The organism is Flavobacterium psychrotrophum, assembly GCF_003403075.1.
GTDB classification, from domain to species: domain Bacteria; phylum Bacteroidota; class Bacteroidia; order Flavobacteriales; family Flavobacteriaceae; genus Flavobacterium; species Flavobacterium psychrotrophum.
The window spans coordinates 2,726,502-2,741,220 of record NZ_CP031557.1 but is presented as its reverse complement, the minus strand read 5'-3'; the positions used below and the strand labels follow the sequence as shown (position 1 = coordinate 2,741,220).

The window sequence follows — 14,719 nt, the reverse complement described above, 5'->3', positions numbered from 1 at the left end:
GATAAAGCTCTGCGAGTCTTTATAGTATTATTATAAAATGTGCTTTGGGGAGTTGACGAATTATGCCTGTCCCATTTTTATTCTTTTGAATTCCATTGGCCTTAGCCCAACCTGTTTTTTAAACAGGCGGGTAAAATAAGAACTGTTCTCAAAGCCAAGCAGGTAGGCTATCTCGCTAATATTATTATTGCCGGTTACCAGCATGTTTTTAGCCATCGTTACAAGATGTATGTGTATGAGGTCTATAGCCGTTTTACCCGTTTCCTGCTTAAGGAGGTCGCTTAGATAGCGTGGTGAAAGATTTAAACCTTCTGCCAGATAGTTTACAGAAGGAAGCCCATTTTCCTTGGGTAAATCACTGTTCATATACGCTTTAAAAGCCTCATTAAATTTTGTAACTGTTTTGCCTGAAAAGTCTGTACGGTTTATAAACTGCCTTTTAAAAAAACGTTGGGCATACGTTAGTATAGAATCGATATGGCTCAATATAATTTCCCGGCTGTATTCATCTGTAGTATTGTAATATTCCCTTACAATCTTTTGGTGCAGGCTAAGTATAATTTCCTCTTCGGCTGGCGATAAATGTAATGCCTCGTTAATTTCATATTCAAAGAAGCCGTATTTTTCTATGCTGTTATGCATTTCGTGGCCGTTAAAATAATCTTCATGAATGAGTAGCATAAAACCATCTTCTTCAAATTCAAGGTTTTTCATTTCGATAATCTGACGGGGCTTTACAAACATCATAACACCACTGCTATGGTCATAGCTTGTGCGGCCATAGAGTATTACGCCCGATTTTAATTTTTTAAAACCAATCATATAACAATTGCTTGTAAATTCACGGTCTCCAAGCGGGCAATCTTTCTGGCAACTTACAATACTTAACAACGGATGTTCCGGTGGTGGCCATCCATTATCACGGTGCATTTCACTAAGTGTTTTATAATGTTTCATTTTTTAGAGTTTTTAAACCCTTGTGCTGGTAAACACAACCAATTAATTAAAAGGCATTTAAAAAATCGTTTGCCTGGTTTACAAACCGTTCAGGGTATTGATAAAAAGAGCCGTGTGCAGCATCGGGGTAATAGGTTAATACAGCATTAGGCAATTGTTTAAACAACAGGTATGAATTGTCAGAATCCATCATTTTATCGTTACTGCCCTGCACAATTAATGCGGGATGCTGTATTTTTTTGAGGTCTATGGTGACAGGGTCAGATCCCCAATTGGTTATTGCTGTTAGCTGTGCCATGACAGCCTGTTCTTTACTTTCGTTATCACGGTCAATTGTTCTTTCAAATAAGCGTTGCAATGTTTCTTTGCCTTTAGCCCGGCTTTCATCAGACGCTGTAAAGAAAATGTACAAAAACCGTTCAGCAGGCTCTTTCTGCATGGCTTTGTAAATCAACTGCGGGAAACCTTCTAAAACTTTTGAACCTTGTGGCGCCGCCCCAACTATAATCAGTTTCCTTACAAGTTCAGGGTAAAGTACACCCAGATATTGTGCAATAAACCCTCCAAGGGAAAATCCAAGTACATCAATTTTAGTAAGGCCTAAAGCTTTAATAAAGTCTACCGCGTCATGTGTCATTTCCAATACATTGTCCGGCGTTTCACCAGATGTATTGCCTACCCCGGTATTATCAAAAATAAGTACCTCGCGTTCCTTTGCCAGGCCTTCAAGAATAATAGGGTCCCAGTTATCAAGCGTACCGGTAAAGTGCTGAAACCCTACAACCGGGATTCCTCCTGTTTTGCCAAACCTGCGATAAGCGTAATTTATACCGTTTACATTTATATATTGCGTAGGTGCGGTAGCGGCTGTATAATCTTGAGTATTCATAATTATATGTTTTTAAAAGAAGTCTGTTAATTTTAAATGAGGTTTTATTCGAAACTTACATCAAGGATGTCGATAGATACTAAGATGGGGTCAGTCTGATAGCTGTTGTCAGTATCGTTAAGAATATAAATCCTTCGTTTAGTGCCCGTTTTAATACCCTGAAAATCTTTATAATCTTCAATAATTTGCGTTGCAGAAGAGCCACCCAGCACCACAGGCCAGTAATCATGGCGTTTTAAAAGTCCATTGGCATCAAAGTAAAATACCTGTCTTTTGCTGTGGGTTGTAAAACCGTCAGGGTAAATAACTTCAAGCCTTTGAAGGATCTCCCCCTTTTCATCCCAGTCTTCCAGCTGATTAACTTCTACCCCCGGAACAAGGAAATTGAAAGGTGTAGTAGCGTAATTCCAGGTTGCATAGCTGGAAAAATAAATTACCTGTTCAGCAGACCATGGCGTTTCTACAGTATACCCTTTAAAAGAATCCTTTGGATTAATTAACTCACCTTTAAGGCCACCATTTTCATCAAGGAGTTCTACTTTACCGGGCTCGAATGTTGAAATATATCCACGTTTAAAAATGTTTTTCCAGGAAGCTTTTTGTTCAGTGAGCGATCCTGTAAATTCTACATCTGCGAGTGCACCTGTATGCCCTTTTATATCCCATACCACGCCGCCTATATTGGTGTGTAGTCTTACTGTTTTATATTCCGTTGCATTTGCGCCACCGTTGGCAGCAATAACTTTGTTTACTAATTGTTGGGTTGAAGTTTTCATGATTGAATATTTTAATGTTGATTTTTATAAGGTGGTTAAAATTAATGTCCGTGGGCAGCAATGCTCACTTCTTTCCATGCTTCAATAGCTGTAAGTTTTTCGGTATATGCCTGTTTTACGGACTGATAGGCTATTTTTCCAAATAAAAGCCTTTGCGGAGGGTTAGGATTATCGGTTAGGCTAACCATTATATCAACCGTAGCTTCGGGTTTGCCCCACGTATCAGGATTCTCTCCCGATGTGGCAAAAGCCTCACGTATGATAGTGTAATCTTCAATACCGTCATGTGTTTGCGTAGCCGATGCGCCTGCCCAGTCGGTAGCATAGCCATTAGGTTCTATAAGGGTAACTTTAATGCCCAGGTGTGCAACTTCGGTAGCTATAGTTTCGCTTAAACCTTCAACAGCAAATTTAGAAGCGTTATATAAGCCAAGCATTGGCAATGTGGTTAAGCCCAGGAAACTTGAAACCTGTATTATATGACCGCTTTTTTGTGCCCTCATAACCGGTAGTACGGCCTGTGTTACCCACAGCAACCCAAAAAAGTTGGTTTCCATTTGCGCCCTTGCCTGTTCTTCTGTAGTTTCTTCTACAGTACCAAACAAGCCGTATCCCGCATTGTTTATTAACACATCTATACTGCCAAAGTAATTAGTTATAGTGGTTATAGCCTCGTTAACAGCTTCTCGCTTTGTAACGTCAAGCTTAACCGGAAGGATGTTACTTCCATAAGTTGAAACTAGATCATCAAGGTCAGAAAGGTTACGGGCTGTAGCGGCTACTTTATCGCCACGTTTTAAAAAGGCTTCTGCCCATAGTTTACCAAAACCCCTTGATGCTCCTGTAATTAAAATTGTTTTAGACATGATGTATATGTTTTTAAGTGTTGTAATTTGATATAGCAAAGTTAGATGTGCAGCACTGTGCGGAATAGTTCATTTGTAGGCAGTAATAGCACAAAACAACGTTTAGTCTGTAATAGCTATTCTTGCTTTTGAATAGTGTTTAAATACAAGAATAGTTAATAGTAATACGATCACTATACCAAGGTTTACAGTTGATAAGGCATGAACAGTTTTTACGCTAAAGGCATTAATCATCCCGTAACCCACAATGGAGCTTATTACATAAATACCTCCTCCGGTAAGGCCGCTGGCAGTGCCTGCATTTTGTGTAAAACGCTGCAGGCTGTAGGCATAAACGTTATTGAATATAAAGCCCGACATAAGGTGGATGGGCATAGTAAAGCCTATCAGTATAATAATATTATTAGTGTACAGCGTAGTGATCCACATAGCTAAGACTGCTATAACCTGAAGTGCAATTGCCACATTAAGTTTTGCAAACAACGGTTTGTTTAATAACAATTTACTAATAAGGCCGCCACTCATTAGTGCTACGCCAGAGAGCAGGGAGCTATAGCCTGTTGTGACAGGGGTATAGCCAAATACTTTCTCAATTATAAAAGGGCTTACCATGCCATATATAACAAGTAATGAATACGTGAACCCTATAATCAGCAAGCCCAGGGTAAAATCGGGTGTGCCCAGCATGGTGTTATAAACCTTAGATATCCTTTCCCAATTAAATGGCTGAAATGTTTTTAAAGATTCTCCTGTAAATTTAAGTTCGAGCACAAGTACAAGGGCTGTCAAAATTCCGAGCAGGTAAAAGTTAGACTGCCAGCCAAATACCTGTTGCAGGTAGCCACCAATAAAAGGTGCGATTATTGGCGCTGTGGCCCATACAATAGAGAAAAGGCTGGTATAGTTCTTTAATGCCTGGCCGGTGTACATATCTACAAAAAATGCCCGCTTGCCCACTATTATCAGGGATACTGTTATGCCCTGTACAGCCCGCATTATATAAATCAGGTAAATATCAGGAACTAAAGCGATAGTAAAACTTGCCATTGCAAATAATACAAGTGCTGCGATATTAATTTTGTAACGGCCAAAACTATCCAGTACACTACCTATAAACAACTGGCTTATACCGGAGCTTATCATAAAAATAAGCAATGATAACTGCACCGCTTCAACCGATACATTAAGTTGATGTGCCATAGAAGGTAATGATGGGATATAAATATCTGTGGTAAGGCCACCCAGGGGTATAAGTACAAAGGCTAACAAGCTGCTTATATGCAAAAATTCGAGTTTTTGATTTTTCATGATATTTAATAATTATGCTTATTTGATATATCAAAATTACCAGTAGCGCAATTAGCAAAATGGTTCATAAGTAGTGAGAAATAGCACAGATATACGTAAGTTTACCATACTCTCCATTATGTAAGATTTATTCTTTTTTGTAGTCTTGGATAATTTTGATTACTTTTCGCTTATAGAATAAAAACCAACGACAACATACCTCACTATGGAAAAAATTACACACTACAAATCGATCACTGAGTTACATGATAAAAGCGGTTTTGAACCACCTCTGCATCCGCTTGTGACGATGATGACCTGTAAAGAATTAATGACATATTCTGTAGGTGAAGACCGTTTTACCGGAGACTTCTATATGATAGCACTCAAAAAAATCAAAGAAGGCTATATGTTGTATGGTAAGACCAAGTATGATAATGACAATGGCTCTATGGTTTTTGTTAAACCGAGGCAAATTATTGAAGTAAGTAATGTACAGTTTGCCGAAAAAGGTTTTATAATGTTCTTTCATGAAGACTATCTGTCAGGGCACCACCTGCATGAACAGATAAAAAAGTATGGCTACTTTGAATACGAAATTAACGAGGCATTGCACCTTTCGCCACAGGAAGAAACCGTAATTTGGGATTTATACTATAAGATGCGCGCCGAACATGAAGCCAGCCAGGATGAACTTAGCCGTGATATTATCCTGTCGCATATAGACGCTGTTTTAAAGTATTCGGACAGATTTTACAAAAGACAGTTCATTAATCGCAGCACCAACGTATCAGGAACCACTTTAAAAAAATTTCAGGATCTTTTAGGAGGATATTTTGAAAAACTGCTTCACCAAAACCAGGGGCTTCCAACAGTTAATTACCTTGCCGATAAACTCAACATATCGCCACGTTATCTAAGTGATGTTTTAAAACAGGAAACCGGCAAAACAGCCTTAGACCATATCCACATCTACCTTATAAAAGAAGCAAAAAACCTGTTATTAAGCAGCGATAATAATGTGGCGCAAATAGCCTACGACCTTGGCTTTGAAACGCCATCCTATTTTACAAGGTTATTTAAAAAAGTAGTTGGTCACACCCCAGTACAATACAAACAACAGTATAAAGCACAAGCATAAATATTGCACATAACAAAAAAAGATAAGCATCCCGGCTTATCTTTTTTTGTTATATATAATTTGATTTTATTTCGTAGCCAAACTACTTTTTATCACGGTTGCCGCTTGTAATATGGCTGTTTTTATTGCAGGTACATCTGCTATTGGATTTAGTAGTCCATAGTCATGTATCAGCCCTCCGTATCGTGTTAATGTTACAGGTACTCCTGCCTGGTCAAGTTTTCTGGCATAAGCCTCGCCTTCATCTCGCAATACGTCATTTTCGGCAGTTTGTACAAGGGCTGGTGGTAAACCTTTAAGTTGCGCTACACTGGCCTGCAAAGGAGAGGCATAAATTTCTTTTCTTTTTTCAGCGTCCGGAAGGTAGCTGTCCCAAAACCATTTCATCATATTTTTAGTCAGGAACCTGCCGTCTGCATACGCATTGTAAGAAGGTGTTTCAAAATTGGCATCGGTTACCGGCCATAGCAACACCTGCAATTTAATCTCAGGGCCTTTTTTATCTTTTGCCATAAGGGCTACTACAGCCGCCATGTTACCACCTACACTGTTGCCCACAACGGCAAGGTTTTTACCATTAACTCCTATTTCGCTGCCATTTTTTGATACCCACTCAGTAGCTGCATAAATTTCATTAATCGCTGTAGGATATTTAGCCTCAGGAGAAGGGCTGTAATCAGGGAATACTGCTACAGCTCCGCTTTCTACAACCAGGTCGCGCACTAACCTGCGGTGTGTAGGATAGTCTCCTAAAACCCATCCGCCACCATGAATAAAAATAAATACGGGAGCATTAGCTTTAGCCCCCTTAGGCTTTGTAATGTGTATTTTTACATTATATCCATTTTGAGAAATAACGCGTTCAGATTCTTCAATACCAGAATAATCAACGGTAACCGATTTTTGTGCACCTACTAATACCTGGCGGGCATCTGCCGGGCCTAATTGTTCCATCGGTTTACCTTCTCCTGAATTTAACGCTTTTAAAAATGACTGGACTTTTGTAAATACCTCCGGGTCATTTTCTCCTTTATAAGGCCTTTCCTGTGCCATTAGTACGTTTGCGGTTAGTAATACAAGTGCTATTACCGCGTGTTTTAAATTTAAAGCTTTCATGGTTAAAAAATTTATTGTGTTGTTTTAAATTAGTTAAGTGCCGGTGCAGCAGGAAAATCAACAGGGATTTCTGTTTGCGCATACACGTAGTTTGTAAAAGTGCGAACGGTGATAATACCAATCAGGTCAATAAGTGCTGCTTCGGTATAACCCACATTAAAAAAGGCTTCTTTTAGCTCTGCATCAGCAGCACCTTTATTTTCAGCTATTGCTTTTGCAAGTTGCAGTGCAGTTTCAAATTTTGCATCGGCAGAAAAACCTTTACGCATGGCTATAATTTCATCGGCTTTAAAGCCTTTAAGCCCGGCAAGCATGGTGTGTGCTGCAAGACAGTAATTACAGTCGTTAACCTGAGATACTACAAGATTAATGCCCTCACGCTCTTTTGCGCTAAATGCACTGTGGCTAAAAGCTTCTTCAAACTCCAGTATGCCCTTGAGCGCATTTGCAGAATATCCAATAGTAGCATAAAGGTTTGGCACTTTACCCATTTTTTTAGAAATGGCTTCAAATAATTGTTGTGATTGTTCACTTACCTGTTCTTTAGTTGGTACATTAATTGTTTTCATGATTATTAATTTTTTAATGTTATTGATTATTTCAATTTGATATAGCAAAGTTAGGTTGCCTGTTTGCCGCAGGATGTTTCATTTTTCAGGAAGAATAGCACAGAATCACGTTACGGTTTAAAACTCTTATTTGTTTCGTGAAAGATATAGCTGTGCCGACTGGCTCATGGTAATAAGGGCACCACCAAGGATTACTATATCTTTTATGACCAGCCTGCCACGTCCGGAGAGGAATGGAAACCCGTAATCAGTATCGCCAAGGTTAGGTACCCAGCTTTCGGGTGTGGTTGCAAGGAATGAGAGTGTACCCAAAGTCATTATAAATACCAGCAGGCTGCCTATCATACTCCAAAACGGAATTACCTTGTAGAGGGCTACTAATAGGCCGGTAGCGATTAAAAAAATACCGAGGCCTTCTGAAAAACCATAGGTATTATTTTGCTCGTGCCACTCGTGGTTTACGGCTATAAATTCGCCTTCTTTATTTTGATGTGTTTTATAAGTTTCAGGGGTGTTGTAAAAGAAACTCATAAAAGGGCTATTGGCCACAAAGGGTACTATACCATCGGCCTCATAGGTAAAGAATTTAAGGCTTCCTATCCAGATAAACACAACCACTATACCAAATCGGGTTGCGTTTTTAGCCACATTTTCTAAATTGGCTATTTGTTGTATTATAATCTGTTTCATGATGTAATTTGTTTTTGTTGATACAAAGTTACATTGGGCATACACCCTGAAACATGGACAAAAAAGGATATTACCTGTACAAATCTGCCACTATAGATATGCCTGTTTTGTCTCTAAAGGTTTGGGGAGATTCGTTAGTATATTTCTTGAAAACACGGCTAAAGTAAAATTCATCCTGAAAGTTAAGGGCATACGCTATCTCCTTAATCGTTTTTCGTGTTTGGTGCAATTGCTTTTTAGCTTCTACTATAAGACGCTCTGTGATGAGCTGCGATGGTGTTTTTTTAAAGTATTTGCTACACCTTTTGGTAAGCGTGTTAGGAGCCATAATGAGCAGATCGGCATAATCAGAGGGCTTGCGAAGGGTAAGGAAATGAGTTTCCAGCAGTTGCTTAAAACGCTCCATTTCATCATCGCGCTGTATTGTGTTTACAGCACTGTCCAGTTCCCTGTTTTTAACCTGGCTCGACTTTGCAAGAAACAGTTGCAATAATGATTTCAATACAATATCCGACGGTGTGGGCATAGAAAACTCTTCGGTTATCTGGTTGATAAGCTGGCTAAAGCTCTTATGGTCTGCAAGATTAAGTTGCAATGATGGCTCTATATATATGTTATTAAACAGTAAACCATTACAAGCTACTTCTTCTCTATGGTATTCCATACAATAAAAGTCGCCGTGAAATTGAAGCACAGTATATTGTATGGCAATTGCCGCTTCAATGTAAATTAGCTGCATTGGGGTGGCAAAAAAAAGCATAGGGCCGTTAAAGGTAAATGCTCCAAAATCTGAATAAAAAGTACCTTCTCCGCCGTCAACAAAAATTATGCTGTATTCACTAAACCGTATGGGCTGAACCAAAATGTTTTCCACTGTATTTTGCAGGCTTATTAATTTAGTTCCGGATCCTGATATTAGCTGCCCCATATAAATTTGTTTGTTTTACTCAAAAGCAAATTTAAGTCCTTTTCAACTCGCTAGAAGAAAAATTTAAAATTATACTACTTGTAGAAATGGCCTTTTTGGCAAAGCTAACTTTGGCCTTTTTTACAAAGTAATCTCTGTAGAAATGTATTTATCTTTGTATAAGAATTAGTACTGAAAACTATGATTAAGCAGGATACGTTTTTCCCCGTAAGCTTTACATGCCATGCCTCGCGCTGGAAAGATGGAGAGCAGTTTGTAGCGCAGCATAGCCTTGGTCTTGTAGTTGCAGGAGACATGGAACTCGATTTTGGTGCTTATAAGAAAACAATATCAGCAGGCGATGTCTTTTTTTGCAGAAGAAACCAATTGCTTAAATTCAAAAAACTAAATGGATCTGAAAGTGATTTTAAAACCATAACCCTTTTTTTTGACGAAAACACCCTCACAAATTTTGCAAAAGAATTTAAATATAATGCAAAGGGAGATGTAACCCATTTTAAAATGCCTAAAAACGATTCACTAATAAAGATCTTTATGAAATCATTACTGGATTACGAAGATTTTTTAGAGACCGATATAAGCCTTGCGCAATTAAAACAAAGGGAAGCACTACTTCTATTATTAAAAAATGACGTAATGTGGCAAAATGTGCTATTCGATTTTTCGCAGCCCGTAAAAATAGCCCTTAAAGATTTTATGGAGGAGAATTTTCAGTTTAATGTATCACTGGAACGTTTCGCATACTTAACAGGGCGTAGCCTTACTTCTTTTAAGAGGGATTTCAAGATTGTTTTCAATGAGTCTCCGGCGCGATGGATTCTTAAAAAACGGTTAGGGGCAGCACGGGAATTACTTACAAAAGAACGAAAGACCTCAATCGAAATTTATCAGGATCTTGGCTTCCAGGACTTGTCCCATTTTTCATATGCCTTTAAAAAACACTATGGCATAGCACCTTCTATGGTTACTAAACAAACCTAAACACAGCAGTTACTTTTAATTCAATGAATCTCTAAAGCTATAGATGTCACTCTATGGACAGGAAACTTATTTTATAAACTCAATACATTAATAATGAATAAAGATCTTAAACTTTTGCCGGGGATACTCCAATGGAAAATTGGTAATAAAAAAGTAACCGTTATAAACGACAGCCATTTTATTGCGGGTGAACCTTATTTAACCCATTTGCCTAATATAGACCTTAGCGGTTTTTTGCACGAAACATTCAGGCCTGAAGTGCCTACGCTTACAACAAGCGTATTTCTTATAGAGGGCGCAGGGCATATGCCAATACTTATAGATACCGGTATGGGGAACAAACTTGCCCCGGATATTGAAGGGCATCTACTGGCGGCGTTACAATTCATGGGAATAAAACCGGATGAAATAGGCACAGTACTTTTAACGCACCTGCATGGCGACCATTTTTATGGGCTTATAAATCAAAATGGCGAAAAAAACTTTCCAAATGCTAAAATATGGGTGTCTGAAACGGAAGAAAACTATTGGCTGAATACCAGCCATACACAGCCTCATGATATACAAAATGCCGAAGATGTTAGGGTAGCATTACGATCTTATGAAAGGATTAACACGTCTGGCACACAAATTCTTGAAGCTATAACTGCCGTTCCCCTTCCGGGGCACACACCAGGACATACAGGTTTTTTATTAGAGTCGGAAGGTGAAAAGCTACTCTTCTGCGGCGATATATTTACGATACCCGCTGTACAGGCTGCTATGCCTGAAGTAGGATTTGCTACAGACGTAGACTATGCAATGGCAGCAAAAACAAGAATAACATTGTTAGAAAAGGCATATACCGAAAGGTTGCTAATAGCCGGCCCTCATTTTGAGTTTCCTAATCTAAGTTATGTCAAAAAGCAAAATGAAGGGTACCAGCTTATACCAAAGCAATGGATTTAATAGAGTGTCGTTTCCTTTACAAAACCTGTTTAATACTAATTAAGCAGGTTTTGTGCTTTACAGGACTACCTGTTTTTTTACCTGTCAAACCTTAAAACGTACCACACAAAACGGGCACCTGCTGCTGAACTTTGCATTGTCAGGTTACCATACCGGCAATAACAATTTTTAAAATTTTAAACATAATGTATCATGAAAACTTTTTCAATTAAACAACTAATTGCAGTAGGTGTATTTGCACTTTCATTCGCTGGAGCACAGGCTCAAAATAGCCTTAAAACTTTTACTTTAAAAAGCAACACACTTGGTGGGCAACTTACAAAAGAATTTTATTATAACGACTGGGGAGTAAACGGAGGCAACATTTCTCCTGACCTGCAATGGGAAAACGCACCTGAGGGCACGCAGGCATTTGCCGTAACCATGTATGATGCCGCCGCACCTACCGGAAGTGGTTGGTGGCATTGGGTTTTATTTAACCTCCCTAAAGACACAAAATCGTTAAAAGCAGGCGCGGCAAGTATCCATCCTGAACTTTTACCGGCAGGGAGCATTTCATCATTAAATGATTTTAAAAAATATGGCTACGGAGGCCCGGTTCCTATACCCGCTAGTGGCTACCACCCGTATGTAATTACTATATATGCCCTTAAATCAAAACTCAACCTGGATAAAGACGCCAACCCTGCACTTGTGGGTTTTAACCTTAGTGCCAATGTTATAGCAAAGGCATCAATAATAGCATATGTTTATGTGCCTTAACAGGTTTAGATTACCGTCCGGCAACGGGCGGTATCTTTTTTTTAAAATCAAAACGTGATTTTGTACTATTAAATCCTAAAAACGTACTATACAATCGGTGTAAAGCAAAAGTAACTTTGTTTCATCAAAAAAATATAAATTATAATATCATGAAAAATTATATTAAAGTAGCCTCGGTCATAATAGCAGCTTTGCTCTCTGCCTGCGGCAATAAAGAAAAAACGAACGAGGTAGTGCAAACCACAACAGCTGATACCCTTCAGACAGCAACCACTGTGCAGCTTGGAGAGGTATTTGCAGACAGCACCTATCAACTTACCGGCGTCGCTGTTTCGCCTGAGGGCAGGATATTTACCAATTATCCTTACTGGCTGGATAAGCACAGCTACTCGGTTGTAGAAGTAAAAGATGGAAAACCGGTACCCTATCCCAATGCACAATGGAACAGTTTTAAAAAAGGAGACAATGGCAGCGATAAGTTTGTTTGTATACAGGCGGTAGTAGCGGATGAAAAAGGTTATTTATGGGTGGTAGATGCAGCCGGTATAGGCCTTGGGCCTGTTTATAAAAACAGTAACAAGGTTATTAAAATAAAGCTTGCTGATAATACAATAGAGCGTATTTACAAATTTCCTGAAAACGTAGCGGGTAAAGAGAGTTATATTAACGATATAAGGGTAGATAACACAAATGGCTTTGCCTACATGACCAGTTCATCAAATGGCGGTATCGTAGTGCTTAACACAAAAACAGGCGATTCCAGATTTGTATTACATGATTCGCCATCGGTAACATCCGACCCTGCTTATCATTTTGCATTTAACGGTAAAGAGTTTGCCAAAGCAGATGGCAGCATTCCTAAAATAAATTCGGATGGTATAGCACTTACACAGGATAAAGCATGGCTATACTATAAACCCCTTACAGACGATAAACTATACCGTGTAAGTACCGCTTTACTAAGAGATTTCTCTACGCCTTTAAAAACTATTGATGATAAGGTAGAAGACCTGGGGCATTTTATAACTACCGATGGGATGGAGTTTGACAAAGACGGCAACCTTTACCTGGGTGATCTTGAAAAAAGCAGTATTGTAAAAATTACTCCCGACCTTAAAATGCATACACTGGTAACTGATCCTGAAAAACTTATATGGCCTGATAGTTACAGTATTTCTGCTGATGGTTATCTGTACATTTCGATTTCGCAAATACAGCACATGCCGTGGTTTAATAACAATGTAAATACGACTCAAAAACCGTATAAACTATTAAGGTTAAAACTGTAATGAACATGAAACGAGCAATTTTTAAAAATATAGTTATGGGTGCAGCAATACTGTCCGGCGTAGCAGGAAACTCTCAGGAAATACAGCATTTTTCTTTTAAAGACCTACCTTCTAAACCGTTAAACCAACTCTTAACGCGCAGTACTATTTCAGGAGAATCCGGCACTATAGGTTACTTTACTTATAAAAAGGATGCCGTGGTACCCATGCATCAACACGCAAATGAGCAGTATTCGCTCATTACACAAGGCAGCGTTAAAGTGCTGGTAGCAGGTAAAGAAGTTATTGTAAAAGCCGGCGAAGGAATTATTATTCCCCCAAATATCCCCCACAGTTTTATAGCCCTTGAGGACAATACCATAGATATCGATTTTTTTAGTCCGGCGCGTATGGACTGGCTGGCAGGTACCGATAATTATTTTGCAAAATCTGCCGTCCAAACTCTTTCACCGGCACAATGGAACGGCAAGGTTTCTAAAGCTGAAGTGTATGCCGAAGTGAGCCATCCGGTAGGCAATATAGCCTACACCCCTCAAGGCGATTTGGTATACAGTAACCATCCGTTTTTTAACCCCGAAATAAGGGTTATGAAATATGATGCGCGAACAAAAACAAGTGTGCCGTTTCCAAACATTGAATGGAATACACCACGCGATACAGACGATCATTACCTGAGCAATGTTTTGGGCATACGCAACGACGCTAATGGTATTATCTGGATGCTCGATATGGGGCAGCGCAATGCTGTTACCCCTAAAATTGTAGGTTGGAATACCCGTACCAATAAGCTTGAAAGAATATATTACTTACCGCAAACTTCTCTTGCAGCCACATCGCAACCTAACGACATGGTAGTAGATACTAAACATGGCGTGTTTGTAATTGCCGATGAAGGCATAGGCAACGGTGGAGACGGCAGTAAGGCAGCACTCATGGTAATAGACATGAAAACAGGGGCAGCCCGCAGGCTGCTTGAAGGTACCAGGACCACATTACCTGAAAATACCCCCACCATTATAAATAGCAAGACTCTTTCGGTTAGCGGCAAACCCTTACTTGTGGGTTGCGATGGTATTACAGCCGATGCTAATTTTGAGTGGCTGTACTATGCCCCGCTGAATGGCAGCAAAATTTACCGTTTAAAGTTTGATGACCTTTTAAACGAAGTTATTCCACAGACTGAACTGGATAAGCGTGTAGAAACGTACTCTACAAAGCCTAATAATGGAGGGCTTAGTATTGATATTGATGGAAATATATATTTAACTGCATTAGAAACCAACAGTATAAGTGTGGTATTGGCTAAAGACCGTAGTGTACATGACTTTACAGCTGACAAAAGAATGCTGTGGCCGGATGGGGTTAGCTACAATGCTGCCGATGGGTTTATGTATGTATCTGCAGCTCAGGTACACCTTGGGGGTGCATTTAATAATGGCGATAACAAAGCCAAAGCTCCATATTACATTTTCAGGTTTAAACCACTTGCAGCAGGTGTACCATTTAGATAATAATCAACA

15 protein-coding genes are annotated in these 14,719 nt (G+C 39.2%); 6 read left to right on the top strand and 9 right to left on the bottom strand.

The window, feature by feature from the left end; genetic code table 11:
• Nucleotides 1-60: 60 nt before the first annotated feature.
• From DYH63_RS11750 to DYH63_RS11730, 5 genes are all read right to left on the bottom strand, one after another.
• Nucleotides 61-957, bottom strand: a complete 897-nt coding sequence (locus tag DYH63_RS11750; RefSeq protein ID WP_116788988.1) for a helix-turn-helix domain-containing protein — start codon at nucleotides 955-957, stop codon at nucleotides 61-63.
• A 46-nt stretch (nucleotides 958-1,003) separates the two neighbouring features.
• Nucleotides 1,004-1,846: an alpha/beta fold hydrolase gene (locus tag DYH63_RS11745; protein WP_116788987.1), complete on the bottom strand. Its 843-nt coding sequence runs from the start codon at nucleotides 1,844-1,846 to the stop codon at nucleotides 1,004-1,006.
• 44 nt (nucleotides 1,847-1,890) lie between these two features.
• On the bottom strand, nucleotides 1,891-2,622 hold the full coding sequence (locus DYH63_RS11740) for a hypothetical protein (protein ID WP_116788986.1): 732 nt from the start codon (nucleotides 2,620-2,622) through the stop codon (nucleotides 1,891-1,893).
• A gap of 41 nt (nucleotides 2,623-2,663) precedes the next feature.
• A complete protein-coding gene (locus DYH63_RS11735) occupies nucleotides 2,664-3,488 on the bottom strand; it encodes an SDR family NAD(P)-dependent oxidoreductase (protein WP_116788985.1) in 825 nt (274 codons plus the stop codon).
• Between the two features lie 102 nt (nucleotides 3,489-3,590).
• Nucleotides 3,591-4,796, bottom strand: a complete 1,206-nt coding sequence (locus DYH63_RS11730) for an MFS transporter (RefSeq protein ID WP_116788984.1) — start codon at nucleotides 4,794-4,796, stop codon at nucleotides 3,591-3,593.
• 205 nt (nucleotides 4,797-5,001) lie between these two features.
• On the opposite strand from DYH63_RS11730, the gene DYH63_RS11725 reads away from it, so the two are divergent.
• Nucleotides 5,002-5,916, top strand: a complete 915-nt coding sequence (locus tag DYH63_RS11725) for a helix-turn-helix domain-containing protein (protein ID WP_116788983.1) — start codon at nucleotides 5,002-5,004, stop codon at nucleotides 5,914-5,916.
• Nucleotides 5,917-5,982: 66 nt separating this feature from the next.
• On the opposite strand, the gene DYH63_RS11720 is transcribed toward DYH63_RS11725, so the two are convergent.
• The 4 genes from DYH63_RS11720 to DYH63_RS11705 form a co-directional block, all read right to left on the bottom strand.
• Nucleotides 5,983-7,032 (bottom strand): alpha/beta hydrolase, encoded by a 1,050-nt coding sequence (locus tag DYH63_RS11720; RefSeq protein ID WP_205528244.1) that lies wholly within the window; start codon nucleotides 7,030-7,032, stop codon nucleotides 5,983-5,985.
• A gap of 29 nt (nucleotides 7,033-7,061) precedes the next feature.
• On the bottom strand, nucleotides 7,062-7,601 hold the full coding sequence (locus tag DYH63_RS11715) for a carboxymuconolactone decarboxylase family protein (protein WP_116788982.1): 540 nt from the start codon (nucleotides 7,599-7,601) through the stop codon (nucleotides 7,062-7,064).
• 126 nt (nucleotides 7,602-7,727) lie between these two features.
• On the bottom strand, nucleotides 7,728-8,291 hold the full coding sequence (locus tag DYH63_RS11710; protein WP_116788981.1) for a DUF417 family protein: 564 nt from the start codon (nucleotides 8,289-8,291) through the stop codon (nucleotides 7,728-7,730).
• Between the two features lie 70 nt (nucleotides 8,292-8,361).
• Complete coding sequence (locus DYH63_RS11705) at nucleotides 8,362-9,219, bottom strand: helix-turn-helix domain-containing protein (RefSeq protein ID WP_116788980.1); 858 nt, start codon at nucleotides 9,217-9,219, stop codon at nucleotides 8,362-8,364.
• Nucleotides 9,220-9,399: 180 nt separating this feature from the next.
• Between DYH63_RS11705 and DYH63_RS11700 the strand changes: the two genes are divergently transcribed.
• The 5 genes from DYH63_RS11700 (at nucleotide 9,400) to DYH63_RS11680 (ending at nucleotide 14,710) form a co-directional block, all read left to right on the top strand.
• Complete coding sequence (locus DYH63_RS11700; RefSeq protein ID WP_116788979.1) at nucleotides 9,400-10,200, top strand: helix-turn-helix domain-containing protein; 801 nt, start codon at nucleotides 9,400-9,402, stop codon at nucleotides 10,198-10,200.
• A 93-nt stretch (nucleotides 10,201-10,293) separates the two neighbouring features.
• Nucleotides 10,294-11,148 carry an MBL fold metallo-hydrolase gene (locus DYH63_RS11695; protein ID WP_116788978.1) on the top strand — a complete coding sequence of 285 codons (855 nt, stop codon included), beginning with the start codon at nucleotides 10,294-10,296 and terminating at the stop codon, nucleotides 11,146-11,148.
• 192 nt (nucleotides 11,149-11,340) lie between these two features.
• Entirely contained in the window at nucleotides 11,341-11,910 is a 570-nt protein-coding gene (locus DYH63_RS11690; RefSeq protein ID WP_116788977.1) for a YbhB/YbcL family Raf kinase inhibitor-like protein, read from the top strand.
• Nucleotides 11,911-12,059: 149 nt separating this feature from the next.
• Complete coding sequence (locus DYH63_RS11685; RefSeq protein ID WP_116788976.1) at nucleotides 12,060-13,199, top strand: L-dopachrome tautomerase-related protein; 1,140 nt, start codon at nucleotides 12,060-12,062, stop codon at nucleotides 13,197-13,199.
• A gap of 5 nt (nucleotides 13,200-13,204) precedes the next feature.
• Complete coding sequence (locus tag DYH63_RS11680; RefSeq protein ID WP_162927008.1) at nucleotides 13,205-14,710, top strand: L-dopachrome tautomerase-related protein; 1,506 nt, start codon at nucleotides 13,205-13,207, stop codon at nucleotides 14,708-14,710.
• Nucleotides 14,711-14,719 lie beyond the last annotated feature (9 nt).

What these genes read in the sequence shown, in the direction of transcription:
- DYH63_RS11680 (WP_162927008.1), top strand. Translation starts at nt 13,205, where the DNA reads ATGAAACGAGCAATTTTTAAAAATATAGTTATGGGTGCAGCAATACTG.
- DYH63_RS11725 (WP_116788983.1), top strand. Translation starts at nt 5,002, where the DNA reads ATGGAAAAAATTACACACTACAAATCGATCACTGAGTTACATGATAAA.
- DYH63_RS11715 (WP_116788982.1), bottom strand. Translation starts at nt 7,601, where the DNA reads ATGAAAACAATTAATGTACCAACTAAAGAACAGGTAAGTGAACAATCA.
- DYH63_RS11740 (WP_116788986.1), bottom strand. Translation starts at nt 2,622, where the DNA reads ATGAAAACTTCAACCCAACAATTAGTAAACAAAGTTATTGCTGCCAAC.
- DYH63_RS11710 (WP_116788981.1), bottom strand. Translation starts at nt 8,291, where the DNA reads ATGAAACAGATTATAATACAACAAATAGCCAATTTAGAAAATGTGGCT.
- DYH63_RS11685 (WP_116788976.1), top strand. Translation starts at nt 12,060, where the DNA reads ATGAAAAATTATATTAAAGTAGCCTCGGTCATAATAGCAGCTTTGCTC.
- DYH63_RS11720 (WP_205528244.1), bottom strand. Translation starts at nt 7,032, where the DNA reads ATGAAAGCTTTAAATTTAAAACACGCGGTAATAGCACTTGTATTACTA.
- DYH63_RS11700 (WP_116788979.1), top strand. Translation starts at nt 9,400, where the DNA reads ATGATTAAGCAGGATACGTTTTTCCCCGTAAGCTTTACATGCCATGCC.
- DYH63_RS11745 (WP_116788987.1), bottom strand. Translation starts at nt 1,846, where the DNA reads ATGAATACTCAAGATTATACAGCCGCTACCGCACCTACGCAATATATA.
- DYH63_RS11705 (WP_116788980.1), bottom strand. Translation starts at nt 9,219, where the DNA reads ATGGGGCAGCTAATATCAGGATCCGGAACTAAATTAATAAGCCTGCAA.
- DYH63_RS11695 (WP_116788978.1), top strand. Translation starts at nt 10,294, where the DNA reads ATGAATAAAGATCTTAAACTTTTGCCGGGGATACTCCAATGGAAAATT.
- DYH63_RS11750 (WP_116788988.1), bottom strand. Translation starts at nt 957, where the DNA reads ATGAAACATTATAAAACACTTAGTGAAATGCACCGTGATAATGGATGG.
- DYH63_RS11735 (WP_116788985.1), bottom strand. Translation starts at nt 3,488, where the DNA reads ATGTCTAAAACAATTTTAATTACAGGAGCATCAAGGGGTTTTGGTAAA.
- DYH63_RS11690 (WP_116788977.1), top strand. Translation starts at nt 11,341, where the DNA reads ATGAAAACTTTTTCAATTAAACAACTAATTGCAGTAGGTGTATTTGCA.
- DYH63_RS11730 (WP_116788984.1), bottom strand. Translation starts at nt 4,796, where the DNA reads ATGAAAAATCAAAAACTCGAATTTTTGCATATAAGCAGCTTGTTAGCC.